Raw genomic sequence first — 23,034 nt, 5'->3', positions numbered from 1 at the left:
AAGCACTCCACTCTCCAGTTCCACTCTGCGTACGGCCTTCGTACGCCCGACCTGAAGGAACCGCCATGTCTGCTCCGACCGTCCCGACCTACCAGTCCTCCCCTGTCCCCGAGCCGCTCCCGCCGGCGCCCGCCCCGGCGTCGACGGCCGTCGTGGTCCTGGTGGTGTCGCTGGTCCTGGTGGTGGTCCTGGTGGTGTCGCTAGCCTGCGGCAGCGTCGCCTACCTCACCTACCAGCACCCCGCGCTCGAAGCGCCCCTGACGATCGCGCTGACCGCTCTGACGGCGGTGGCAGCGGTGGTGGCCGCCGTGGCCGCCGCCGTCGCCCTGCTGCGCCGCCCGTGACTTCGAGCAGGGGCGAGACGTACCGCCCCGTGACGATCAGGGTCAGCAGGGACGTCACGATCGAGATCAGCGCGGTCGTGCCCAACGAGGGCATCCAGTTGGGCATGGCGAGATTGTGGTGGGTACCCGCTGAGGTCAGCGAGGCGGCCGGACAGATCATCACGAACTGCGGGTTGCCGAGGAGGAGGATGACCATCTCGCTGTAGTCCCTGCGGAAGTTGTCGCCCTTGTACTCGTGGACCGAGCCGATGTCGTGGTGCACTCCTCGGAGTGCACGTACCGCTCGCGCGGGACCTGCCTCTTGGCCCGCTTGGTGAAGTCGGCGATGGCGAGGATGTTCATCGGCGGAAACCTGCTGATGTCGTCGATCTCGTTGACCACCTCAATGTCGTACGACACCTCGTCGGGGAACCCGGTCGGGAGCGCCTAGGCCCTCACCTGGAGGTGAGGGCCTAGGGGATGGAGATGAACTCGGCGTTCTTGAGGTGGCCGGTGGATGCGGCTACCGCTACGCGACTCAGCGCTGAATGATCCAGGTCAGGATCTGCTCGGCGAAGTTCTCACCGAAGACGCGGCAGGCGCCGCTGATCAGACCAAGCACGACAGCGCCGAGCACTGCGGTCAGAGCTCGATGCTGAGAAGAGAAGGTACGGATGGCAGCCAACGATGACTTCCAGCGAGGGTTCCGGCTCGACGGCAGGTCAGACTGCCCCGTAGTCTCGGGGTTGGAACTGATGGTTCTTCTCCTATCACTGAAGTGCTGACGTGCTTCTTGTTCGGGTGCAAGACCCGTCGGACTGCTGTGCGGCCCCCCGTTGGCGCGGGGGGCCGCAGTCATGTCACCTCCAGGTACGTGACCGGCATCGGACTGCTACGCGGCGAGAGCCCGTTGGCGCGGTTGCCCCCAATTCGAAAGACCGTCAACTCCGGTCCCTCCAGGGGCTGCTCTCTCCACTTCGAAGAAGCCTATAGGGGTGCACTGACAATAGATTCGTGTAAAAAGATGTCGCGAGACATCAGCGACAGGACACTAAGAGGGAATTGGCATATGCCCGCACACCCAAGGATTCCGAACCCCCAAGAGGGGGAGCTTCAGCTGTTCGCGTACGACCTTCGCGAACTGGGAGAGGGGAAGGTCTCGGTCGCATGGATTGCCGGGCACCAAGAGACCACGGCCTCCAAGGCGGCCCTGTACGCGGCGCTGTCCGGCACGCGATTGCCCAAGAGCGAGACGGTGAGCACCTTGTTGCGCTGGTGGGCCGGCGACCCGGCAAATGAGGATCCAGATCTCGACGACTACTACCTCGAACCCATCTGGTCTTGGATCGACAGGCTTCCTCATGATCACGAGGGGCGACAGCTCGCGGACCAGTGGCGAAACCGATATCAGAGGCTGACCAGGGATGTCCTCGACAAACGAGGCTTCCGTCCGCGCGCGGCACGCGTCGACATCGCCGTGCCTCCAGAGCAGCAGCGCTTCATCAAGGAGCTGAATGATCTGATCGGGAAGACCGGGCTGGAAGATGAGCCGTGGCTCCTGTTCGGGAGCTTCTGTTTCCGGGTCGAGAGGTACCTGGCGGGGGAGTCGATCCCGACAGATGACACGTGCCGGACGCTCACGGAGCGTGTGGCTTCCTTCGTTCCCGATCTGGACCGCTTGGACGTTGGCCGCCGCATGATGCTCTCTGCCGCGGTCGCTCGGGCGGCGCGTGTGCGAGACCGACGCATCGCCCGAGGGCATCGGACCGCCTAGAGCCACAAGCCGCGTACAGCCTGCCGAACTTTCCGCCGGCGTGGAGCTTCGGCACGACGTCCTCGGAACGAGGGTCTCGTCCGCCGACTTGTTGATGACCTCCCACACGGGGCGATGCCCCTGCCCGGGACAGGGATCGTGCCGGACAGGGGCGCACTGCGGGCGTCAGCTCACGGAGTCGTCCTCCGTCGTCCGGCGGGCGCGGAACCTGCGTGCGCTCCACCGGCCGGAGGCGAGCACCAGCGTGGCCGCCAGGCTGCCGAGGAACTCCGGCAGCGCGTTGGTGATCAGCTCCACTCGGTCCGCCTTTCGGCTGCGGCGGCACGGTCGAGGTAGCGGGCGCCGAGCCGTTTGAGCTTGCGTCGGACCCGTTCCCCGCATGCTTCCGGCAGGCCGGCACTTGCGGCGGCACGCTCCCAACTGGTCTTGCCGTAGGCCCATGTCAGGGCGAGCAGTGCCTCCTCTGAGGCCAAGGCCCGAAGCACCGGAGCGAGGCGGCGATCCGTGAAGCGGGCGAACTCCCCTGCGAGGAAGTGGTGGTTGAGGTGGTGCTCCTGCTGCGGTAACGGCATCGGCATGAGTGTCCTTGGTCCGGTAGTGAATTCGTGTCCACGTATTGGCGTTGTCGGCGGACCCGAACCGGCAAAGAATCTTGAGAATCGACATGTGACGCCGGTCACGCCGCCGGAATTCGGCGTGCGCTGTACGCGAGTTGTGACGTCGGTCGGACGAAACGGCGGCAGCCGCAAGCTGCCCCCCGGAGAAGGCCCCCGGCGACCCGGGGGTCTCGTCCTGGTCGCGGCGGGCTCCGGCGCGGCTGGCGCGGCGCCCGGGGCACGTCAGCGGAACGCTGACACGGTAGCCAGTGCTAAACGGCTCTATATAGCGAGCGTTATTGGTGGCCGAATGGAAAGCGGCTCAGTTAGCTGTAAAGCTATCTGTAAATATCGCATTACAGCTCTCGTTGATGTGATCTTTGTTGCGACTGTTTCCGCTAGCGATAATGCGATCTTATCGGTTTTTGGCATTCGCTTTGGGGTGTGTCAGTCATCCGCTGACGCACCGGTGTGTCGAGGTGCTAGGTCTAGCGGCGAACCTCGCTAGACCTAGCACCCCCGCTAGCGGCTGAATTGGCTCTGACCTGCTCTCTAGCCTCTAGCGGGCCCCAGTCGTGCACGTGGGAGTGCCCCGGCGGCCGCGGATGCGTGCGAGGGCCCCGGATGCGCTGTGCCCGCCGCCGGGAACGAGCGAGCGGCCCACGTGGCAGGTGCACGGGGCCGCTCGGGGCGGGATGGGGTCAGGACGCCTCGGGCTGCTCCTGGGTGTCGCTTTCCGGCTCCTTCGGCAGCTTCCCGGTACGCCGCAGGTACTTGGCGTAGTGGGCGATTGCCGCGTCGGCGACGTGCTGCGGGCCCATGCCAGTGTGTGTACCGATCTCGGTCACGAGCTCGTCGGTTTCCAGCAGGACGCGCACGTTCATCATCACGCGGGCCGGCCCGGCAGGGCGGCCGGGCTTGCGGGGCGGAAGCCCGAGCTGCTTGCGGCTGGTCGGCGTCGCGGGGACGCGCTTCTTCTTGGGTGCCTTGACGTCGTCGCCGACGTGGATGTCCTCGTCGTCGTCCGGCAGCGGCGGGTTCGTGTCGTCGGCAGTGCGGGTCGGGGGCCGGGGTGTCACGGGAGCGGGATCTCCTTCAGGAAGGTCTGGGTGAGCAGTTCGTAGGTGGCGCGGATCTCGGAGATGCGCGTGACGCGGTGGGCCTCGGCGAGTGAGACGGCGTTGTTGTTGCCGGTCGCCAGGCCCTCGCGGAATTTCACGATCGGGTCCCACACCAGGTCTCCGAAGATCCGGCGCACCGAGTCGCGCTGCTCGCCCTGGCGGACGGTCTGTTCGTCGAAGGCGTTGATGACGACGCCTCGCAGGGTGAGCTCCGGGTTCCCGAGCTTGGGCCCCTTGTTCTTGATGAAGTCGCGTGTCCGCTTGGCCGCGTCGATCGAGTAGATGTCGGCTTCGGTCACGATGACCGCGTCCTGCGCGGCGACGAGTCCCAGCTGGGTGAGGTGCCACAGACTCGGCGGGCAGTCGATGAGGGTGTAGTCGAACGAGTCGTCGACACCCTTGAGGGCCGCGTCCAGGCGCTGCCAGGCGCCGGGCTCGGCGGCCTCGCTCATCCGGTTCTCCAGGGTGAGCCGGGCGGGCGCGAGAGCGATGCGTTCGGCGTAGTCGCACGTCCAGCCGATCGGCTGGATCACGTCCCGGGCCGTGCCTTCGTGGTCCTCCGCTGCCTTGATGGCCTGGCTGATGGTGGGCTGCTTCTCCGCCGGGTTGTAGTCCCAGCCGAGCATCTGCGAGGCGTTGCCCTGCGGGTCCATGTCGACGACGAGCACCCGCTTGCCTGCTTTCGCCAGCCCTTCGGCGAGGCGGACGGTCGTGGTCGTTTTGCCGACGCCGCCCTTGTTGTTGACGCTGGCGACTCGTCGGGCCATATCTCCTCCATTCCGCTCGCCCGACTCGTTTCAGCAGGCCAGCTCATAGGTGTTGATCAGCATGACGCAGGCCGACCGGGCCCCACAGCACGCGTCTGCGCCCGCCTGCAGGCGAGCGTTATCGGTCATCATGACGGCTCGCGTGATCCTTAGCGCGAGGGCCCGCAGAGAAGCACGCTTTCGTGTTGACCAGCACTGCGGCGGTTATCGCTAGCTGAAAAGATCGCCAAAATGCGATCTTTTCAGCTGTCTGGTTTTGCTCGCATAATCTCGTGTCGCGTCAGCGGTTCGCTGACGTACGGGTGTGTCAGTGGAATGCTGACACTCATGGCGATCGACCACATGAAGCGGCGTGAGATCAAGAAGGCCGCCGAGGCGCTCCTGCAGGAGCGGCACGGCAAGGAGAACGGTCTGGCGGTGACCGGTCAGCAGGCGCTGGACGCCGTGAGCCTGGCCCTCGGCGGCTATGCCCCGTACGGCCAGGAGCCGCGCGAAGTGCCGGAAGACGAGGCCCTCGCCGCACTGACGCAGATTGAGGAGGCCCGCGAGCGTCTGGACCGCATGGAGCTGCGGCTGATCACAGCCGCCCGCGAGCGCGGGGCGTCCTGGCAGAAGGTCGCCGACTCGTTGGGGCTGGGCACCCGGCAGTCCGCCGAGACCCGGGCCCTGCGCCTGGAGCGCGCCGTGCAGGGCTACAACATCCGCGGCCGCGACGTCGGCTCCCAGCGGCTCGACAATGCACGCCAGCGGGCCGCCGACGCCTGGTGCGAGGAGCACGCCGACCGCATCCGGAACGTCTGCGAACGGCTGGTCGACAGCTCCGAAGCCTGGGGCAAGACGGTCTCCGACAACCCGACGGCACAGAGCTACTTCCACCTGATGGGGGCCCACCTCGCCTCCGACGCTGCCGCGAAGACCCTGTACGACGCGATGGAGAGCCTGCGGTACACGCTCTCCCCGTACAGCGAGAAGACGGCGCCGGTGCCGACCGGCAAGCAGGCCGACGCCGCCACGACGGCCCGCACCGACATGCTGGAGCTGGTCGCCGAGTGCGAAACCGTGCGCCACCAGGTCCGCCGCGCCCGCAGCGGGGGCCGGCCGTGAACGACGTCCGCGTCGACCACGCACTCACGGGCGCCGAGCTGCTGGCCGCGGCCGGGGCCGAAGTGAAGTCATGGCCCGCCGTCTCCGCCGCCCGCTCCCGCCAGGTCACCTGGGTCGTCGGCGAGTACACCCGCGCCCTGGCCCACGCCGAGCACCCGCTCGCCGACGACGCCGGCGTCACGAAGGTCTTCACCGCCGAGCCCGTCGACGTCTACCTGCTCCTGGCCCGCACCGGGCAGCTGCGCGTCCGCAAGGCCGCCGACCCGTCGAAGGGCTCGGACAACTCCGAGCAGATCCGCCTGGAGGTCCTCAAGCTCCTGGTGACCGCGTGCGGCGCCGAGGACTACGCCGAGCTCCCGCCGCAGCCGGACCCCCCGAGCAAGCCTCCCGTCGCCAAACGGCCCCGCTCCCTGCTCCGCGCGCAACTGACCGAGCTCGCCGACTCCCCCGACGCGATCACCAGCCAGCTGCGGATGCTCGCGGTCGGCGCGGTGGTCTCCGACACCGGCATCCGGGCGGGTGAGATGTGCGCCCGCACGATCGAGGACCTCTCGCCCACCCTGGAGGAACTGCGCGTGGTGCGCCGGCCCCAGGGCTGGAGCGAGTCGGAGGCGTTCACCGAGCTGCTCGCCCTCTCCGGCCTGTCCCGGGCGGCACTCAAGCGGTGGCTTCCCGACCGCCAGCGGCTGCTGGAGCGGGTCGGCGGCACCGCCACCGCGCTGTGGGTCTCCCTGCACGGCAACCACCACGACGGCCAGGCCGTCCCGGCCGGGACGCCGCTGATGCCGCGCGGCCTGGCCCGCGCCTGGACCCGCGCGGTCGTCGACACGAACATCGAGATGGCCGGACAGCCGTCCTGGGAGCCACTGCCGACGCGCATGGAGCAGCTGCGCCGGGGCGTGACGCCGACCGCCGTCCGGGCGCCGATAGTGCCGGACGCTGAGAAGGCCGCCGTGCTCCTGGACGACGTCGCCGCCCGCGGCCGCGCCCTCGCCGAGCTGCGCCGGGCGGGGGAAGAGGGCGGCACCGCCGAGCTGCAGGCCCGTATCGCGGTGCGCCAGGCGGTGCGCGAGGCGTGGGGCGAAGGCATCGAGCACACGGTCCAGCTGCGTGTCCTCGCCGGGGCGGGCCTGCCCGACGACGCGTCGCTCGCGGCCGCCGGATGGGAGCCGGTGCTGCTCGCCGCGATCGACCGGGGCCAGGGCTGGGGCCGCCCCTCGAAGGCGGCCGACGCCGTGTGAACTCCGTCTCCTGTAAGGCGCGAAGGCCCTGGACGCACAGAGCGCCAGGGCCTTTTCTGCTAGCTAAGACAGCAGCAGGAAAGAAAGCTTTCACGTTGCTCGGCATTGTTCGTATATATGCGAGCAATGCAGATAGCTAAAAGCATCGCGCGCTCGCTCCATCCGCCTCGTGGCGAGGCCGGGTCCCACCGCCGGGATCCATGTCACGTTCGAACGTGCGTCCTATTCCTGGAAGGTGGCCTCTTCCGCTCGCTTCGCGCCGCCCCCGTGCCGCTGGACTACAGCACCGGCTTCGTGGACCAGCGCCGCACGGCGTCGGCGGCGGACCCGCGCCGCCGGCGGTGCCGCGCGTCGGGCGCGCACCCCAGTGCCTCGCAGACCAGGTCCTGCTGCAGGTCCGTCAGGGCCGGAGCGTTCCACGCGTCTTCCACCGGCGGCATGAGCGCCACCACGTCACCCGGATGGCGCGCGGCGGCCCGCACCGTGACGTCCTCCTCGCCCACCAGGCGCAGCGTGATGTCAGCCAGCGCCACGCGATCACGGTGTACCCCGATTGCGTGGCCCGCTGCGTCGTGCCGCGCCGAGTCCAGCGCGGTGTGCACCAGTCGCCCTTGCATGGGGCACCCCCGGCACACCCAAACCAGGCCCTCCGGCAGCGCGAGCGCCGCGAGGAACTCCTGATCCTGCTGGTCAGATTCGATCGCCATACCGTCCCAACGAACAGCGTGACCAGGGGTATCGGGATGATCCGGATCGCCGGACTGCTCGCTCAGTTGATGGGCGGACCGGTCTTCAGCTTGGAGTTGCGCCGGGTCGGGAAGGCGCGGCCGCCGTTGTGTTTCTCCTCCGTCTTGGTCGACGGCGGCGACGTCGGAAACCCAAGGCGCACCAACGGGCCGCGCTTTGGCAGGATCACCGCATGCTCATCACACCGCGCCCCGGCGCAGACCGGAAGAACATCCGGCAGGCCCTCAGCGGCGTCCACACCGCGGCGATGAACCTGCAGCGACCGTACGGCAGCGCCTTCGAGGGGCTGCTGACGTATCTGGAGTGGGCCACGGAGTCCGCGCGGATGCTGCGCTCCCAGATCAGCGACCGGGACCTCAACCAGTTGGTGTTCACCGACCGCTACCGGGCACTGCTGGGCAGCTGCGGAACCCTCGCCGGGACCGACCAGCAGCGCCTCGTGAACGGCCTGGTCCAACTTGAGGTCGCCGAACGGATCGAGGCGTTCGAGGCGGCCGTGGACGCGCTGGACACGCGGATCGGCCGGTGGAGCCAGCGGCGGGAGGTGTTCGTCGTGGCCGACTCCAGCTTCTACATCCAGAACGAGGTGAAGCTGGCCGACGTCGACCTGCACGAGGTACTCGACGTGAGGCGCTGGCAGTTCGTGCGCCTGCTGTTCCCGATCGCGGTGGTCGACGAACTGGACGACCTCAAGGACGCCAGCAAACAGCGGGCCCGCTGGCGTGCCGCCCACACGCTCGGTCTCCTCGACGGGGTCCTCAACGGCGACACCCACGGAGTCCTGCATGAGGGAGAGCACACCGTTCAGGACGGTGAGACCCGCGGCAGAGTCAACGTGGAGATCGTCCTCGATCCCCCCGGCCACGTGCGCCTGGACCGCCCCGATATCGAGATCATCGACCGGACGGTGGCCATCCAGGGCCTGGCCGGCCGCGACGTTCGGTTGCTGACGTGCGATACGAGTCAGCACACCCGGGGCCGGGCGGCCGGGCTGCAGGTGACCAAGGTGGCGACGAAGGACCCCGGGGACGAGCCGGACTGGTCGGCCCCGGACAGGCCGGGCACCGGCCTACGCGCGCAGCGGCGCGCCCGGCAGGCCGAAGCCGAGGTCCCGACGGCCGGTTGAGAATCGGGCACGAGAACAAGGTCCTCAAGGGGTCGGCGCAATAGGTGCGGACGGAACGGTCGCGGGGGGCTCTGTGGTCGAGTCCGAACTGCCGGCATCGAGCAGCATGTACAGCGCGGCGATAACCACCGCACCCACAGCGATGGAGGAACCCAGGCGTTCGCTGCGGTAGGCGATGTAGATAGCTACGGCGCCGAGCGAAAGCAGCACCACGGCGGTGGTGTCGATGTGTCCATTCGTCAAGGGACGGCCCTTCATCCGGCCTTCCGCACCTCGGCGGCAAGGCCCAACCTGGGCAACCGCGAGTGCAGGTCGCCCACCCCTTCTCTGGGTCGAAGGGCCGAAGACATGAAGGAAGGCCCAACTTCTTCAAAGAAGTTGGGCCTTGCGGGGTCGACGGAAAGAAGGTCACACGAGCCGTGGTCGTTGTCAAAAATATCCGCTGCACGACCCACAATGAACGCGTCAGCGAAACGCTGACGCACGCTCGCGTGGGCAAGTTTCTGCTAGCGAAAACGCTTTGTTACGAGTAGCTGATATGCAGCACGCAAAGCTATCTTTTAAGTGTGATTCGCCTGTAGCGAATTGGCTATGTGGATAGAGATCTGGAACGCGATTGAATCAGCTCACTTCAAAAGCGCGCATTACCAGTTGCGGAATAGGCGTCAGCGGAACGCTGACGAGAGTGACGGTGGGTGCACACCGCCCGTGAGCGGTGCCGGCCCGGGCGGCGAGGTGACGGATTCCGATACGTCGGCCCCGCGGCCCGCGGACTCCGCCGGACCGACAGCCGCGTGCGGCCACTGGAGCGCCTGGCAGCACCCCGGCCCTCCCGGCGGACCTTCGCCCGGGTGGCCGTCCGGCACGCGCCAGCACAGGCCGCCTCACGGCCCTCACCAGGTCAGCCGCCGGGCGCACCATCCGCCCATCATCCCCACGTCCGGGCCGGGCAACGCGCCAGAAAGCCCCAGGCGGGCCCCTGTGCGGCCCGGAGATCGACGATCACGCGACATGGGCCCGGTTCCACCCCGAGCCCACAAACGGCCGTCAGGCGGCGATCTGCGGACGCGTGACCCCAGCTCTTCCAGCTTGCCGCGCGAAGCGCGTCCGTTCTGCCATCGGTGGAGCCGGGGCGCCTGTGGCGCCCCGGCGAAGCCGATTGGCTGTGTTGAGCCGTCCCGGAGGGACGTCCTTTCTACGTGTTGACCTGCACGTATGCACTCAGGCCAGCCCCCACGGCGCGGGGCCCGTCAATACCCCGGCCACGACGATGCGGTCAGCCCGGAACCGGCCCTCACCCGAACGGGTGACGGGCCCCGCGCCCCCTCTCCTGACCCCTAACAGGCCCTCGCGCCCGCGAAGCGGGCCTGTCGGTCGCTCCGCTGTTCGGTTTCCTGCGGCCGCGCCATGGTTGCGGCTCCGACCTGCGCTTTCAGCGTGAGGGGGTCGGTCTGCGAAGTGGCGGTGGGTCCAGTACCGGGAGGACTGGACCCACCGAGAGCCGGAGCAAGGGCCTGTTAGGGGATCGACGAAGATGCTCCCCGATTCGACGTGCGGATGCCCGCTGCCCATGTGGCCCACCGCGGCTCCTGCACCACGGCCCCGGCCTTGTCGGCTTCCCCCGACCGAGCAACCTCTCCGGCGCTTGCGCCGCCGGACGCGGCGGAGCCGCCTCGCGCGCTCGCACGCGCTACGACCCGCAGATAGCCCTCCGGGCGTCAGCGGCGCAACGCGCCGAAGGCGCTACTGGTGGTTCTGAGGTGGGGGTTAGTAGCTGTTGGTTAAAGGGGTGACGTGTGCGTCACCGGGGGGGGTGACGTGTGCGTCACCGGGGGGGGTGACGTGTGCGTCACCCCATACTGACCTGCGAAAACGGTCGAGTTAAGCAAAGTGTGATTTACGGGATGGTGGGGTGTCGTACACGTCACCCCACGTCTGACCTGGGGAAACGATCGAATTAGGGCTGCCAGAGGCTCACTCGTCGATTCTGATCCCGGATGCCCGGAGTGGACGCCTTCGTCCGGCTGCTTCTGGCGAGCCGTCCCGACTGCCGGATCAGTGCCCGGCAGGCTGGCTCCATGCCCTGCGACTGCGCTGCCGGCCTCACCGTCCAGCTCCATGACGGCGGCGCCCGGTACCCCGTGATCCCCGCTCCCCGGCACAGCGAGTTGTCCTACTGGTTCGACGCCCGGTGCACCATCTGCAACGCCCGGTACGAGGAACCGTTCGTCCGCGTCGACGAGGACGGCCAGGCCCTGGAAGAGGACACCAAGGATCTGCCGCTGGTCGACACGATGTGGCTCAGGAAGCAGTGCGGGCCCTTCACCTGCGGCTGCGACCAGGAGACCTCGACCGCCCAGCCCGCCGCGCCAGGCGGCCGGTGAGCATGGCAAACAGCCGTACCCGCCGGTGCGGATACGGCTGTTGAGCCGCGGTTCAGGCTTGGGCGTACTGCGCGAGCTCCGGGTGCTCGCGCAGGAGCTCCGCCTGGATTCGGCGGCTTTCGGCGGCCTCCGCCTCCAGCTGGTGCTCGCGCTCGGCGGCGGCGTGGATCTCGTCCTCTCGCTCCTGGTGCTCGCCGTACGCGTCCTCCAGGACCAGGCCCCAGGAAGCGGCGTCAGCGGCACGCTGACGCTCGGTCTCGTCGGCCGCGAGCTGGTCCGACAGCCGCGCGGCCGACGCCTGGAGCTCCTGGCGGCACGCCGAGCACAGACCGTCCCCCGGAGCCTCGCCCCGGCCGGGTTTCCGGCAGTCCGGGTTCTCACACGTCCACCCACGCGGCCGCCGGTCCGCGCGCGGACCGGGCACCTGCCCCTGGCGCCGGTCGGCCCGGCGGTCCAGACGCCGCTGCTCGCACTTCACGCACGCCGAGTTCAGGTGAAGGAGCGTGCCGTCCTCGCACATCGGGTCGGGGCAGTCCGCCGGCGGACGGACCAGGGCGACCGCCACGCCGACCGGCGAGCCGATGCCCTTGCCCTCGTGCGACAGCGCGTCCGAATAGCCGTGCGTCGACCACCGCCGCCGCACCCGCTCCACCAGCTGGTCCGCCGTACGCCCGTACGCCACCGCGTCCAGGACCGCGTCACGGATCACGTCCGGCCGGTACTTCGGCAACAGTTCCGCCAGCTCGGCGGGCCAGGCCGCCTCCACCGCAGCCACTGCGGCCGCCTGCTCCCGGGTCATTCGCCTCCCGGTCTGGGCCTTCTGCTTCTTCGCGGGCGACGCGTTGCCCGGCGGCTTCGAAACCGGGCGACCAACCCCACTGCTCCCCTCCTGCTCACGAGCACGGTCCGGAGTTGGGGCATCGGCCGCCTGTGCACGCTCCGGAGCCGGGTCGGGGGTAGCGTCCGGAGCGGGAGGTGCGGGCGCAGGTGCCTTGCCGGACAGGGCCTCGGCGGCCGCCGTCCCCTTCCGGAACGAACCCTCGCACGGCGGCTCCGCCCACTGCTCGGCACGCTTCTGCTTCGGCGTGGTGATCGTCGCGAACGGCACCCCGGTCCTGCCGTAGTCGTCCCACGGACCGTGCAGAAAGTACCGGCTGGACGCCGTCGATCCGTCCGGCCGGGTCCGCTCCTTGTCGGAGACCAGCTTCATCTCGCGCAGCTTCGCCAGCGCCCGCTGGATCACCCGCTCGGACTTCTCCGCCTCGGCCGCCAGCAGCGGCACGGAGGGGAAGCACGAGAAACGCTCATCCGCCCGGTCCGCCAGACGGCAGAGCACGAACTTCGCCGTGATGTCCCCCACCGCGAGGGTGGCGGCGTACGTCTGAGCCTCGTTACTCATCGAGCACCGCCCGAAACCGGGGCGCCGCCGTCGAGCACGGTGAATGAGAGGGGGGGCATGTTCGTCATGAGCTGGGTGTACTCGCCAAAGCGGACACCCCCGCGAGCGCGGACTTCGGCACCGGCCGGAGTGGGGAACCCCACGGAGAAACGTCGGCCGAACCGGTCAAAACGCGTCGTAGTGACCTTGACGGATGAAGAGTCGGGCTGGTTCAGCCCCACGGTGTTGCGTACGCTCATAGAGAGCGGCCTCCAGGCATTTGGAGAGCTTCGACTGGTCGGGGGTGAGAGCCCGGCCCGTCCGTACTAGCCCCGTCGGTCGACGGGGCTTTTTACGTGGCGCAACCAGTGAGAGTTGATAGCTGCGACACGCGCTTCGAACATCTTCCTCTTCCTACCTGCCAGCCCAACGGCCGGACACGGGATTTCGTTGCGAAGGCCTCGATTTCCCGTCAGGCGGGAAGGAACTTCCCTTCGCCGCCCATCACATGAGACGCCCCCGCAGTTTGTGGAGCACGATTCGCGATCATGCGGAGTCCTCGATCACGGGGGTGAGACTCCCGGCGTAGATGACGTGCGGCTCGTCGGTGGCGGGCGGCTCGAATCGGGCGCTGTGCCGCAGCAGGTCCTCCTGGCTGAAGTACATGGCGTTCGGGTCGTCGAAGGTGGACGCGTTGCGTTCCTTGATCCGCCCCCACAGCTCGTCGTGGCTGGCAGGCAGGTACACCAGCGTCACGGCGGCGCCGACGTTCTCGCCGACCTCGCGCCACTCTTGGCGCTCGTCACGTGTCCAGAGCCCGTGGTCCAGGACGACGTCGCGGCCGGCGGCCAGCGCAGTGTGCACCTCGGCGGCGACCTCGGCGAGGATCGGGCGCTCCCTGATCTTGTAGGAGCCGCGGGGGAAGTCACGCCCGTAGTGGCCGTGCTGCTCGAAGACTCGCTCGTCGGGGCAGACCCTCAGGAACCTCTGGGCTTCAAGCTCGCGAGCGACCGTGGTCTTCCCCGAGCCAGGGAGGCCGACCATCAGGATGAACCGGGCCGAGCCGGGCCGTCCCGCCAGTGTCCGCATGATGCGCGTGATCTCCGTCTGTTCGGTTGAGGTCAGTTCACCAAGGCGCTGTGTCTGGAGGAGAGCACCCAGGCGCTCCTCAATGACATGGATAAGGGTGTCATCCGCCAATGCGAGCGTCATTCGGTGCTCTCCTCCTTAGTCCAGCGGCGGTCGGGCCCCCCGACGTCTACGCCGTACTCGATGACGCCGCCGCCGCTGTCGATCACTTGGACCGTCAGCACGATGACGGCGGCCCGAGTGTCCTGCGGGATCTCCAGGGGTTCTGCGTCGGCAGGAGTGGTGATGCGAGCCCACATGGCGCTGACGCGTCGGGCGACCGGGCGTCCGGTGTGGCGTGTGATCGCGTCGATCGACGTTCCGCTCGCCAGCCGCCTGCCCATGAGCAGCTCCGGCAGCCCGTCGGCGAAGGCGGCCGGGATCCACGAGGTTGAGTGGGAGATGACCGCGTTGGTGTGTTCATCGCGGTACGTACGGGAGCGTCGGAGCACCTTCTCCCCCGCCGTGATCTCCAGCGCCTCCGCCACGTCCGCAGGCGCCGCCACGATCCCGGCCATGTGGGAGTCCGAGCGCTCACCGGCCCGCCACGAGGAGCCGGTCAGCTTGCTGCGCTCATCCCGTTCGGCTCCGGTCGCCAGGGGCAGGCGCTCACGCACGACAGTGCCGTGGCCACGTGACGACGTGACCAGGCCCTCCGCCTCCAGGGCCTTGTACGCCTGGTGGACGGTGGTCTTCGCCCACCCCTTCTCCTGCGCCATCTCCTCGATCTTGGGCAGGCGGTCGCCCGGCGTGTACTTCCCGCTCTTGATCTGCGCGGCGAGCGCGTCCGCGAGCTCTTTCCACTTGGGCGGCATTCCGCTGCTCTCCTCTGTCTCGGCGACCCCAGTGAATCATAGTCATGGGACTAGATCACGCCGCCATGCAATAACAGTATTGCGCCGGTAAGGATGATTGACAGAGGTTCGCAATACTGGGAATGTCGTTCCTGCAAGGCAACGCCGAGTGAGGCAGCTCACGAAGCGTCGCGGCACAGCCATGTCCAAAACGGCGACATCGGACCGACTCGGAGCTGTACCGAGCCCGGTGTACCGAGAAGAACTCAACAGAGTGCTGAGAGAGAAAGACCGCTATTTGCGCTGGTCGTAGCCATGTGGGCTACCAGCGCCAAGGTATTCCGGGCTGATTCGGCCCGGCGCATCGCCTCTTCGGGATGTGCCGTGGCCGTGGCCGTCCGGCCGCCGCGAATCCCATCGACCCCCGTACGGCTCCCCGGCCGCCTGCAAGCAAAACCGGGGAGCCCACGGGCCGTCCGACCACCCGTCAGAGCGAGAGGAAACGACCCGTGAACGTCATCGTCGCAGGACAGCGCATCGTGAGCGAGACCGAGTTCGTCGAGGCCGCGATCGGCTTCACCCCGACCGAGGCCGACTTCGCCGACTTCGCCGAGTTCGCCGCCGAGGGCTACGGCCCCGCCGACCAGCGCAACGAGGTCGACGCCGAGAACGACTTCTACTTCCGTCGGCACAAGCCGACCCGGCGCCGGGCCAGTAGGCCCCGGACCGCCAACGGCACCGTCGTTCCGCTGCCCCGGCCCCGCAGCGGCGCCGGCCTCGCCGAGGACCGGAAGGGGTGGGCGGCATGAGGACCCCCTTCGGAACCTGGATCTACCTGCTGCTCGTGTTCTGCGGCGGCGCCTGGGTGCTGGGACTCCAGACCGCCTGGTGGCAGCGCGCTCTGGCCGTGGCCGCCGTGGTCGGCCTGGCCGTCGCCGACGCCGCGCACACCGCGGTCGTCTCCGAGCTGCGCGAGCGTGCCGCCCACGGGCTCGACTCGCTGTCGACGTGGATCCGGGGGCCGCTCGCCATAGCGGGCGGCGCCTGGATCGCGGGTCTCACCCTCTCGGTCGCCGGCCGCGTCACCCTCGCGGCCGCTGTCCTGACCGTCATCCTCTTCGAGCGGTCGATGACCGCGCCGGTCGCCAGGAGCGTCCGGTGAACGGGGTGCGGCGGCTGGTCCGCTGGCTCCTGCCGTACGTCGTCGACGTCTACGGCATCCGTTTGATGATCCGCCAGCCGAAGCAGTGGCTGCTGGCCCGCGCTCACCACCCGTGGATCGGCCTCGTGCCGCTGGCCCTGGTCGCGGGCGGTGCCTACTTCGGCGGGTACAGCCCGTACTGGCTCTGGACGGTCGCCGTGGTCTACGGCGTCGCCAGCTTCGGCACCGACACGGTCGGCAACGCCACCCACTCGCTGTGGCAGCGCGGCCGGATCTGGCAGGACACGGTCTGCCCCTGCTGCGACGAGCACGGCGGCGGCGACTGGTGGTCCGAGTTTCCCGAGTTCCCCGACGGCCCCGAGGCCCACGGGCGCACGCCCGATGATTCGCGCACGCCGTCCCTGCACACCGTCACGACCCCCCGCGAGCGGGCGGCTCAGGCCGCGTTCGCCGCGACGAACCTGGAGGGCCTGCGATGAGCGAGGCAACCACTTACCGCGGCCGCGAACAGATGGACGCGGTCAAGGCCAAGGCGGCACAGGCCGAGGCCACCGCCACGTCCCGGCGTACGAACGCGCTGACCTCGATCGAGATCGAGGAGGCCCGCGAGAAGGCCGGCGAGCGCAAGGAACTGCGCCGGGCGGCGGCGAAGACGAAGAAGGCGGAAGAGAAGGCGAAGCGCCGCGAGAAGGCGGCCCTCGCCCGCAAGGCCCGCAACGAGCGGGTCGCCGCCGCGATCGGGCAGCCGCTGCCGTGGGTGATGACGGTGGTGGTCACCTCGATCGCGTTCGCGTTCCCCGGGCAGTTCTCGGCGATGACCGGCCTCGGCGTGTTCTGGCTGCTGGCGCTGCTGGTGCCGGTGTTCATCGAGGGCGCGACGTGGGCCATGGCCTGGCTGCGCAAGTGGGCGGTCGCCAACAACAAGCCCGCCAAGCTCTACACGGTCATGACGTGGCTGTTCGCGTCGACTGCGGCCGGGCTGAACGCCTGGCACCACCTGGACGAGCTGCAGCTCGCGGTCGTGTTCGCCGCCAGCTCGCTGTTCGGCGTGGCGGTGTGGGAGATCTACATGCACTCCCAGCAGCACGCCGCCGGCGGCCGCGACGCCGCCGAAATCAAGCTCGCGCTGCAGCGCCGGTTCCGGCACCCGAGGGTCTCGCGCCGGGCGTCGTGGCTGCGCACGGCGACGATCCCCGCGCTGAACGAGAGCGACGCGTGGGCCATCGCGTGGCGGCAGGTACGGGGCACCGAGCCGGGGCTGACGAAGCGGACGCTCAAGCGGCACAACAAGCTCGCGGGCAAGGTCGCCGAGCACGCCGAGAAGGCGTGCGAGCCGCGCCTCACCGCGTCGCTCGATCTGTTCGCGGCACCGCTGGAACCGGTCCGCGAAGTGCCCGCCGACAAGGTGTGGGCGATCGACCCGCAGGCCATCGCGCGGATCCTCGCGGACCCCGCGAACACCTCCCGCACGGCTCGCGTGACGGCGTCCGTGAAGGACAGCGTTTCCGCTAGCGGCAATGCCGCTGAACCGCTCGCGCAGGGCGCGCAGGAGGCCCGTGCGCGCACGGCGAAGACGCAGGTCACGCCCAACAACCCCCCGCCCGCGCGAGGCCGGGAGAAGGGCCTTCAGGACGGTTTTGGGAAGCAGGCCCGCGCGGCCCGCACGCTCGCGGCGGAGACCGCCCGCGCGGCCACCCCGGAGCAAGCCGAGGAGGCCAAGCGCACGGCTCGCGAGTGGGTGCTTGAGCGGCTGCGCGCGGGCACCACGCCGCACTGGCGTGACGTGCAGCGGTACTTCGAGAAGGAGATCCCCGAGCTCCAGCAGCGGATGGTGCGCGGGGAGACCTGGTGCCGTACGCGCATCAAGGAGGCCGAAGCCGAGCATGGCGGTGACAAGCCGCTGCAGCTGGTCGGCTGATGGGCCGCGGGTACGTCAGATTCTGGGACCCGGACGCCGAGAGGTTCGACATCCCGACGTGGCCCTGGAAGCTCGCGCCATCGCATCTGAAGACCCGCGACCAGCTGGTGGATATGGGGCTGCGGCCCCACCAGCCGGTCGCCGGTCAGATCCTTTGGAACAACAAGAAGTTGGGCGTGCGCCGCGCGTACCTGTACGACATCGCGCTCGCGGGCCCGCCCAAGAGGCGCTCTCCCGGTCAGATCGCCTCGCTGGAGGCGGCCCGCCGCAAGCGCCGCACCTGCCCGACCTGCGGCGAGGTGCGCGAGTACACGATCTCCACCGCGCTCAAGGAGTGCACGACGTGCGCGGACGGCCTTCCGGCCGCCGCCTGAACCAACCGAACCGCGCGGGCCCTGGCCCCCGCCTGGCAGCTAGTGCCGGGGCCCGCGCTCACCTCGCACAGGAGGCAGGACCAGCATGACTGAGATCGACGAGCGCCCGGCCACGAACGGCCAGGCCCGCAACAAGGTGATCGACGCCGCCGAGCTGGTCGTCTCCACCCAGTTCGGCTCCACCTCGATGCTCCAGCGCAAGATGCGCGTCGGGTTCGCCGAGGCGTGCGCGCTGATGGACCGTCTGCACGACCTGGACATCGTCGGCCCCTCCGACGGGTCCAAGGCCCGCAAGGTCCTGGTGAAGACGTGGGACCTGCCCGACTTCCTGGAGCGCCTGGCGGTCGAACCGCCGGCCCCGGCGGACCTCCCCGGCAAGAGCATCGACGGCAACGTCTTCCTCCTCGCCGAGCACCGGGTCGCGGCCGACCCGGCCGTGACCATCCCCGCCGTCGACTTCACCAAGCCCGACGGCGACGAGGGCGGCGTCTACGACCAGTACGCCGACGAGGACCTGGTCGACGACGACGGCGAGGACGACGAGGTCCTGGTCGACGACGACGAGGCGCCGGCTCCGGCGGCGGTGACGGCGGAGGACTGGGAGCCGGACTTCCGGGAGCGGCTGCGCGAGCTGCCGCAGGTCCCGGCCACCTTCCGCTCGAAGGCGGCGTTCGCCCAGTCGGTGCGTGACCTCGGCAACGACACCAGGCACGGTGTCTTCCACGCGGTGAGCCACTCGCCGAAGTACGCCGGGCGCGAGGTCAAGCGGGCCGCGAAGTTCTACGGCCGCGGGGTGGGTCTCACCGCCCAGTGGGTCTACGCCCGCGAGCACAAGCTGCTGGTCCAGCAGGCGTGGGCGGCCAAGCAGAAGAACGCCGCGTTGATCATGTCGACCACCAAGGCCATGTACAAGGAGCGCGGCCGCCGCGCGGTGAAGGCGGCGGGCCTGGGGCTGGCGGCCGCGGTCGTGACCGCGATCGAGTTCGGAGCGATCTGGTACTTCAGCCCCGAGTGGATGCGGCCCTTCGCCTGGGGGCCGGCCCTGGCGACAGCGATGACGCTGGTGGGTATCGGAGCGGTCGCCGACCGCGTCCGTACCCGGGTCGCGCCGGTCGACGGCGAGGCGTACGAGGCGGACGTCGCCGACGACGACCCGTTCCCGATCGCCGACGCCCGCTCGCGCGCCGAAGCGGTCGACTGCATCCGCCGCACCCTGACCGCCAACGGCATCGCGGTCGGCGCGGTCGTCAAGCCGCACCGCCACCGCTGGGGCTGGGAGATCACCGTCCGTCAGAAGGCGGGCACGCCCGCTGAGATCGTCTCCAAGGCCGGTGCGATGGAGACCCCCCTGGGGCTCGGCGTCGACCGGCTCCTGGTCCAGCCGCACAAGGAGGTCCGGTCGGATTCCACGCTGCGCCTGGTGATGAAGAACCCGTTCGCCGGGATGGGCGAGCTGGAGAAGGTGAAGCCGGGCTCGCTGACCATCACCGAGCCGCTGCTGATCGCCCGCCGCATGGACGCCGAGCCGTTCCTGCTGCCCGCGCTCGGCAGTCACGTCCTGGTCGTCGGCGGCCCCGGCTCCGGAAAGTCGATGCTGCTCCGTGCGATCGGCAGCCGGATCTCCGACTGCTACGACGCGCAGCTGTGGGACGTCGACCCGGTCGGCCCCGGCCTGGACGCCCTGGGGCCGGCGGTCGCCCGAAAGGCCCGCAGCGAAAAGGCGATCGAGGCGCTGCTGGAAGACGCGCTGCAAATCGCGAGGGCCCGCGCGACGAACGTTCTCGCCTGGGGGCACGGCGACAACTGGCGGCCGTCCGCCAAGGAGCCCGGCCTGGTCGTGATGCTCGATGAGTACAAGTCCCTTTCCGCGTACGCGAAGGAACTGGTCATCGAGATTTTCGGCGTCGGCCGGAAATCCCGCGTCACCGTCATCATCGGTTCGCTGTACGGCACTTCCGACGCGATCGGCGAGGCCGTCGCCACGGCGGTCGCGGTCCGCATCATGCTGCCGAGCCGCCACAAGGACATCGAGCTCGTCTTCGGGGCGGGCGCGGGCGCGCAGGGCTGGCGCCCGGACCGGCTGCACCCGCTGGTGGAGGGCGAGGACCCGAACAAGTCCGACGTCGGCTGCTGCTACATCATGGGCGGCGGTTCTCGGGAGCCCCTGATCTACCGCTCCTATCCGCTGGACCCGAAGGTGGCCTACGCCCGCGGCGTCGCCCGCGCCGAGGTCGGCCTGCCGCAACTGGACCGCCGCACGCTCGCCGCGGCCGGGGTCAAGGTTCCGGAGCTTCCCAAGGTGGCCGATGCGCCGGCGCCCGAGATCGAGGAGGCGCAGGCCCTGAACGACCCGCAGCTCGATCTGCTGATGGACACGCTGGACGGCATCGACGCGGTCGGCGTGACCAACCAGAAGGGGCAGGGCCGGGGGCACCTGGACACCCTCGCCGGGTGGATGGCGGCGGAGTACCCGGACGTCTACGGCGACTGGGACCAGGCCCGCCTGTCCAGGGAGCTCAAGGCCGTCGGCGTCAAGGTCCACGGCTCCGTCCGCGTCGGCTCCGAGGGTCCTCGCTCCGGCATCAAGGGTGAGGAGATCGCCGAACTGATCAAGGAGTCCCAGGACGCGGCGGAGACCGTATCCGAGCACGAGAGCTCCTGATCCCGCTGTAGAGCCGCAGGTCAGCGGCCTCTACGTACCTCTCTACACCCCGCTCTCACCCCCTCGCCTGCTCTACGTAGAACAGGCGAGAGAGCCGGTAGAGATCGCCGTAGAGGCCGCTGACCTGCATGAACGTCCTTGTAGAGCGGTTGTAGAGCGTCCGAGAGGCCCGAAAGGCCCGGAATGCTCTCCGACTCCCCGTGATCTTGAAGGAGGCCCGCGATGGGCGACGCCAGCACCGCACGTACCCGTACGGCTCCGGCCGCGAGGAAGACGGCGGCCAAGACGACGGCGGCACCCAGGAGCGCCGTGAAGAAGGCGGTTCCGGCCGCCAGGGCGCCCCGCAAGTCCGCCGCTCCCAGGCCGGCCCCGACCACCCCGGTCGCGCTCGCCGAGGCGATTGCCGCCCGCCAGCAGCAGCCCGGCTTCGACGCCGAGCAGCTGCTCGCCAACTCCGCCCCCGCCCCGGCCAGGGCACCCCGGAAGGCGGCGGCCAGGAAGGCCACCACCGTCAGGAAGGTGCCCGCCGCCCCGGCGGCGAAGAAGAGGGCACCCGCGAAGAAGACGGCGCCGAGGAAGAAGACGGCGAAGAAGCCGGTGCGCATCTCGGCGGCGAAGGCCGGCACCAGCCGGGCCAAGAAGTTCGACCAGCGCGTGAAGTACGCCCGGAAGCACCCGTTCACCGCCTCCCTCGCCGTGCTCCTGGTCGTCACCACCGTCGTCTGGCGCGGCGTGAAGGGCGGTGGCCGCCTGCTGAAGTCCGCCGTCATCAGGGCGCGGGCGAAGGGCGAGGACGACCGCCTCAACCGCCGTGCCGCGAAGAAGGCCGGCGACGTCACCGCCGCCGGTCACAAGGGCTGCCCGGCCTGCAAGGGCACCGGCGTGCTGCCCAAGCATCACGCGGACGGCACATGGGCCGGATCCATCCGCTGCACGAAGTCCGCCGCCCGCCGCAGCGCCTGACCAGGGAGACCGCGTGCCGCTCATACCCGTGACCTGCGTGACCGTCGCCTGCGACGTGTGCCCGCAGAAGTACGAACCCGACGACTACAGCGTCCACTTCGACGACGACGTCGAAGCCCGCGAAATCGTGCGGAGCTGCGGGTGGCTGATCACCACCGAGGGCCGGGTGATCTGCGACGCCGACGACGCCGGGCACCGCCAGGCCGTCGACGACCTGCTGCCCGCCCTGCCAATGCCCGGTCAACTCGCCCTCGGCGAGAGCCGACCGGACGCGGGGCGCTGACATGGAGGACTGGAGCCCCGACAACCCGTTCGGCGCGATCACCCCGTACTGGCTGCGGGTCGACGGCAGGTGGCGCCTGGCCGACGTCCTCGGACCGTTCCTCGGCGAGTACGTCACCTGCCCGTTCTGCGAGAACCAGAAGGGCCTGATCTTCGAAACGGACTCCTCCCGGCTCGATCAACTGGCCGACATCACCTGCACCTGCGGCAGGAAGTTCCAGCTCCTGGAGATCCTCGGCTACGACCTCCAGCAGCGGCTCGCGTTCCTCGCGGGCGAGGAAACCGACCCGGCCTGGACGGCGAAGGTCCACGCCGAGGACCCCGACCGGGCCACCGGCCCGCTGCCGCCGGCCCCCGACGAACCCGCTGAGCCGAAGGCCGTCCCGGCCCCCGGGGAAGCGACGGCCCCGCGGATGCGGACCGGTCACCGCAGCCGGACGGAGAACCGCAGGATCGTCGTCGGCCGGGGCGAGATCGTCACCGAACCGGCCCGCGCCACGGCCGGCAGCACCACCGGCAAGCGCCGCCCCGCACCCCAGGCGTCGGAGCGCGCGACCCGCCAGGCCGCCGACGAGGTGACCCGGTCGGCGCCGGGCACCCGCGTCTACCGCAACGACGGCATCGTCAACACCGGAATCGTGGTCGTCGGCGACAACCAGCAGGTCATCAGCAACAACGGCGGCCAGGCGGTCACCTCCGGCGGCCGGGTGCCCCGCAAGGTCGCCGCCCGCGCCGAGCGTGCCGTCCGCGACGCGCAGCGCCAGACCCAGCAGATGGGTGGCAGCGGCGTCCGCATTCACGGCGAGAACAACAGCGTCGTCAACAACGTCGTCGGCGGCGACCAGGCCCACTCCACCCGCGCCACCCGGAAGGAAAATCCGTGATCACCGTCTCCGCCGTCACCGTGTTCATCGCCGCCGAGATCGGCCTGATCTGGAAAGGCGGGCTGAAGTTCTGGCACGCGGCGGTCTGCAACATCGCCGCCCTCTACCTCGCGGCCACGTCAGCGGGCCCCTCGTTCTACGGCGGCCTGGAGAGCGCCGCGCAGATGCTCGCCGAGATCCGTTTCTGACAAGCAAGCACGCGAGCTTCAACTCTCGCCTTTCTGCTAGCGGAAAGGATCTCTTTTCAACGTGCTGATCAGCTTTCGAAGCTGCTACCTGACTGGGTAGCGCAACCGACAGCGATTC

The 23,034-nt window shown here is 69.4% G+C and carries 29 protein-coding genes; 18 read left to right on the top strand and 11 right to left on the bottom strand.

Annotation, left to right across the window (positions count from 1 at the left end; genetic code table 11):
* The first annotated feature begins 65 nt into the window (after nt 1-65).
* From ACFWHU_RS37570 to ACFWHU_RS37560, 3 genes are read left to right on the top strand one after another with little or no spacing between them, the layout of a single operon-like run.
* A complete protein-coding gene (locus ACFWHU_RS37570) occupies nt 66-344 on the top strand; it encodes a hypothetical protein (protein WP_387230755.1) in 279 nt (92 codons plus the stop codon).
* Nucleotides 341-550: a hypothetical protein gene (locus tag ACFWHU_RS37565; RefSeq protein ID WP_387230753.1), complete on the top strand. Its 210-nt coding sequence runs from the start codon at nt 341-343 to the stop codon at nt 548-550. Before ACFWHU_RS37570 ends, ACFWHU_RS37565 begins: the two co-directional genes overlap by 4 nt.
* A gap of 29 nt (nt 551-579) precedes the next feature.
* Entirely contained in the window at nt 580-774 is a 195-nt protein-coding gene (locus tag ACFWHU_RS37560; protein ID WP_387230751.1) for a hypothetical protein, read from the top strand.
* Between the two features lie 87 nt (nt 775-861).
* Here ACFWHU_RS37560 and ACFWHU_RS37555 read toward each other — a convergent pair whose 3' ends face one another.
* The gene (locus ACFWHU_RS37555) at nt 862-1,008 is read right to left on the bottom strand and encodes a hypothetical protein (protein ID WP_387230749.1); all 147 of its coding nucleotides are present in this window, start codon (nt 1,006-1,008) and stop codon (nt 862-864) included.
* A 384-nt stretch (nt 1,009-1,392) separates the two neighbouring features.
* Between ACFWHU_RS37555 and ACFWHU_RS37550 the strand changes: the two genes are divergently transcribed.
* Nucleotides 1,393-2,097 carry a hypothetical protein gene (locus tag ACFWHU_RS37550; RefSeq protein WP_387230747.1) on the top strand — a complete coding sequence of 235 codons (705 nt, stop codon included), beginning with the start codon at nt 1,393-1,395 and terminating at the stop codon, nt 2,095-2,097.
* A gap of 165 nt (nt 2,098-2,262) precedes the next feature.
* Here the strand turns inward: ACFWHU_RS37550 and ACFWHU_RS37545 are convergent, their stop codons facing one another.
* From ACFWHU_RS37545 to ACFWHU_RS37530, 4 genes are all read right to left on the bottom strand, one after another.
* Complete coding sequence (locus ACFWHU_RS37545) at nt 2,263-2,394, bottom strand: hypothetical protein (RefSeq protein ID WP_387230745.1); 132 nt, start codon at nt 2,392-2,394, stop codon at nt 2,263-2,265.
* Nucleotides 2,385-2,675 carry a hypothetical protein gene (locus ACFWHU_RS37540; protein ID WP_387230743.1) on the bottom strand — a complete coding sequence of 97 codons (291 nt, stop codon included), beginning with the start codon at nt 2,673-2,675 and terminating at the stop codon, nt 2,385-2,387. Before ACFWHU_RS37540 ends, ACFWHU_RS37545 begins: the two co-directional genes overlap by 10 nt.
* Nucleotides 2,676-3,394: 719 nt before the next feature.
* Nucleotides 3,395-3,772: a hypothetical protein gene (locus ACFWHU_RS37535; RefSeq protein WP_387230741.1), complete on the bottom strand. Its 378-nt coding sequence runs from the start codon at nt 3,770-3,772 to the stop codon at nt 3,395-3,397.
* Complete coding sequence (locus ACFWHU_RS37530) at nt 3,769-4,581, bottom strand: ParA family protein (RefSeq protein WP_387230739.1); 813 nt, start codon at nt 4,579-4,581, stop codon at nt 3,769-3,771. Before ACFWHU_RS37530 ends, ACFWHU_RS37535 begins: the two co-directional genes overlap by 4 nt.
* Before the next feature lie 327 nt (nt 4,582-4,908).
* Here ACFWHU_RS37530 and ACFWHU_RS37525 point away from each other — a divergent pair, with 327 nt between their 5' ends.
* A complete protein-coding gene (locus ACFWHU_RS37525) occupies nt 4,909-5,685 on the top strand; it encodes a hypothetical protein (RefSeq protein WP_387230737.1) in 777 nt (258 codons plus the stop codon).
* On the top strand, nt 5,682-6,926 hold the full coding sequence (locus tag ACFWHU_RS37520) for a hypothetical protein (RefSeq protein WP_387230735.1): 1,245 nt from the start codon (nt 5,682-5,684) through the stop codon (nt 6,924-6,926). The genes ACFWHU_RS37525 and ACFWHU_RS37520 overlap by 4 nt, the downstream gene beginning before the upstream one ends.
* 278 nt (nt 6,927-7,204) lie before the next feature.
* On the opposite strand, the gene ACFWHU_RS37515 is transcribed toward ACFWHU_RS37520, so the two are convergent.
* Together ACFWHU_RS37515 and ACFWHU_RS37510 are read right to left on the bottom strand one after the other, a co-directional pair.
* The gene (locus ACFWHU_RS37515; RefSeq protein WP_387230733.1) at nt 7,205-7,633 is read right to left on the bottom strand and encodes a hypothetical protein; all 429 of its coding nucleotides are present in this window, start codon (nt 7,631-7,633) and stop codon (nt 7,205-7,207) included.
* 62 nt (nt 7,634-7,695) lie between these two features.
* Nucleotides 7,696-7,911, bottom strand: coding sequence for a hypothetical protein (locus ACFWHU_RS37510; RefSeq protein WP_387230731.1), 216 nt, complete (start codon nt 7,909-7,911; stop codon nt 7,696-7,698).
* A gap of 9 nt (nt 7,912-7,920) precedes the next feature.
* Between ACFWHU_RS37510 and ACFWHU_RS37505 the strand changes: the two genes are divergently transcribed.
* A complete protein-coding gene (locus ACFWHU_RS37505) occupies nt 7,921-8,799 on the top strand; it encodes a PIN domain-containing protein (protein ID WP_387230729.1) in 879 nt (292 codons plus the stop codon).
* Nucleotides 8,800-8,823: 24 nt separating this feature from the next.
* Here the strand turns inward: ACFWHU_RS37505 and ACFWHU_RS37500 are convergent, their stop codons facing one another.
* Nucleotides 8,824-9,057 (bottom strand): hypothetical protein, encoded by a 234-nt coding sequence (locus ACFWHU_RS37500; RefSeq protein ID WP_387230727.1) that lies wholly within the window; start codon nt 9,055-9,057, stop codon nt 8,824-8,826.
* A 1,739-nt stretch (nt 9,058-10,796) separates the two neighbouring features.
* Here ACFWHU_RS37500 and ACFWHU_RS37495 point away from each other — a divergent pair.
* On the top strand, nt 10,797-11,183 hold the full coding sequence (locus tag ACFWHU_RS37495; RefSeq protein WP_387230725.1) for a hypothetical protein: 387 nt from the start codon (nt 10,797-10,799) through the stop codon (nt 11,181-11,183).
* Nucleotides 11,184-11,235: 52 nt separating this feature from the next.
* On the opposite strand, the gene ACFWHU_RS37490 is transcribed toward ACFWHU_RS37495, so the two are convergent.
* The 3 genes from ACFWHU_RS37490 to ACFWHU_RS37480 form a co-directional block, all read right to left on the bottom strand.
* The gene (locus ACFWHU_RS37490; RefSeq protein WP_387230723.1) at nt 11,236-12,582 is read right to left on the bottom strand and encodes a helix-turn-helix domain-containing protein; all 1,347 of its coding nucleotides are present in this window, start codon (nt 12,580-12,582) and stop codon (nt 11,236-11,238) included.
* Between the two features lie 525 nt (nt 12,583-13,107).
* The gene (locus ACFWHU_RS37485) at nt 13,108-13,773 is read right to left on the bottom strand and encodes an AAA family ATPase (protein ID WP_387230721.1); all 666 of its coding nucleotides are present in this window, start codon (nt 13,771-13,773) and stop codon (nt 13,108-13,110) included.
* On the bottom strand, nt 13,770-14,504 hold the full coding sequence (locus ACFWHU_RS37480; RefSeq protein WP_387230719.1) for a GntR family transcriptional regulator: 735 nt from the start codon (nt 14,502-14,504) through the stop codon (nt 13,770-13,772). The genes ACFWHU_RS37485 and ACFWHU_RS37480 overlap by 4 nt, the downstream gene beginning before the upstream one ends.
* 488 nt (nt 14,505-14,992) lie before the next feature.
* Here ACFWHU_RS37480 and ACFWHU_RS37475 point away from each other — a divergent pair, with 488 nt between their 5' ends.
* The 10 genes from ACFWHU_RS37475 (at nt 14,993) to ACFWHU_RS37430 (ending at nt 22,916) form a co-directional block, all read left to right on the top strand.
* On the top strand, nt 14,993-15,292 hold the full coding sequence (locus ACFWHU_RS37475; RefSeq protein ID WP_387230717.1) for a hypothetical protein: 300 nt from the start codon (nt 14,993-14,995) through the stop codon (nt 15,290-15,292).
* Nucleotides 15,289-15,645, top strand: coding sequence for a hypothetical protein (locus ACFWHU_RS37470; protein ID WP_387230715.1), 357 nt, complete (start codon nt 15,289-15,291; stop codon nt 15,643-15,645). The genes ACFWHU_RS37475 and ACFWHU_RS37470 overlap by 4 nt, the downstream gene beginning before the upstream one ends.
* Nucleotides 15,642-16,124 carry a hypothetical protein gene (locus ACFWHU_RS37465; RefSeq protein ID WP_387230713.1) on the top strand — a complete coding sequence of 161 codons (483 nt, stop codon included), beginning with the start codon at nt 15,642-15,644 and terminating at the stop codon, nt 16,122-16,124. The genes ACFWHU_RS37470 and ACFWHU_RS37465 overlap by 4 nt, the downstream gene beginning before the upstream one ends.
* Nucleotides 16,121-17,563 carry a hypothetical protein gene (locus ACFWHU_RS37460; protein ID WP_387230711.1) on the top strand — a complete coding sequence of 481 codons (1,443 nt, stop codon included), beginning with the start codon at nt 16,121-16,123 and terminating at the stop codon, nt 17,561-17,563. Before ACFWHU_RS37465 ends, ACFWHU_RS37460 begins: the two co-directional genes overlap by 4 nt.
* Nucleotides 17,563-17,937 (top strand): RRQRL motif-containing zinc-binding protein, encoded by a 375-nt coding sequence (locus tag ACFWHU_RS37455; RefSeq protein WP_387230709.1) that lies wholly within the window; start codon nt 17,563-17,565, stop codon nt 17,935-17,937. Before ACFWHU_RS37460 ends, ACFWHU_RS37455 begins: the two co-directional genes overlap by 1 nt.
* Before the next feature lie 85 nt (nt 17,938-18,022).
* The gene (locus ACFWHU_RS37450) at nt 18,023-20,599 is read left to right on the top strand and encodes a DNA translocase FtsK (RefSeq protein WP_387230707.1); all 2,577 of its coding nucleotides are present in this window, start codon (nt 18,023-18,025) and stop codon (nt 20,597-20,599) included.
* Nucleotides 20,600-20,821: 222 nt separating this feature from the next.
* Nucleotides 20,822-21,562: a hypothetical protein gene (locus ACFWHU_RS37445; RefSeq protein ID WP_387230705.1), complete on the top strand. Its 741-nt coding sequence runs from the start codon at nt 20,822-20,824 to the stop codon at nt 21,560-21,562.
* 13 nt (nt 21,563-21,575) lie between these two features.
* Nucleotides 21,576-21,845 (top strand): hypothetical protein, encoded by a 270-nt coding sequence (locus ACFWHU_RS37440; protein WP_387230703.1) that lies wholly within the window; start codon nt 21,576-21,578, stop codon nt 21,843-21,845.
* A gap of 1 nt (nt 21,846) precedes the next feature.
* On the top strand, nt 21,847-22,728 hold the full coding sequence (locus ACFWHU_RS37435) for a hypothetical protein (protein WP_387230701.1): 882 nt from the start codon (nt 21,847-21,849) through the stop codon (nt 22,726-22,728).
* Nucleotides 22,725-22,916, top strand: a complete 192-nt coding sequence (locus tag ACFWHU_RS37430) for a hypothetical protein (RefSeq protein ID WP_387230699.1) — start codon at nt 22,725-22,727, stop codon at nt 22,914-22,916. Before ACFWHU_RS37435 ends, ACFWHU_RS37430 begins: the two co-directional genes overlap by 4 nt.
* Nucleotides 22,917-23,034: the final 118 nt, after the last annotated feature.

Source organism: Streptomyces sp. NPDC060366, assembly GCF_042725135.1.
Taxonomy (GTDB): domain Bacteria; phylum Actinomycetota; class Actinomycetes; order Streptomycetales; family Streptomycetaceae; genus Streptomyces.
This window is presented reverse-complemented; position numbering and strand designations above follow the sequence as displayed.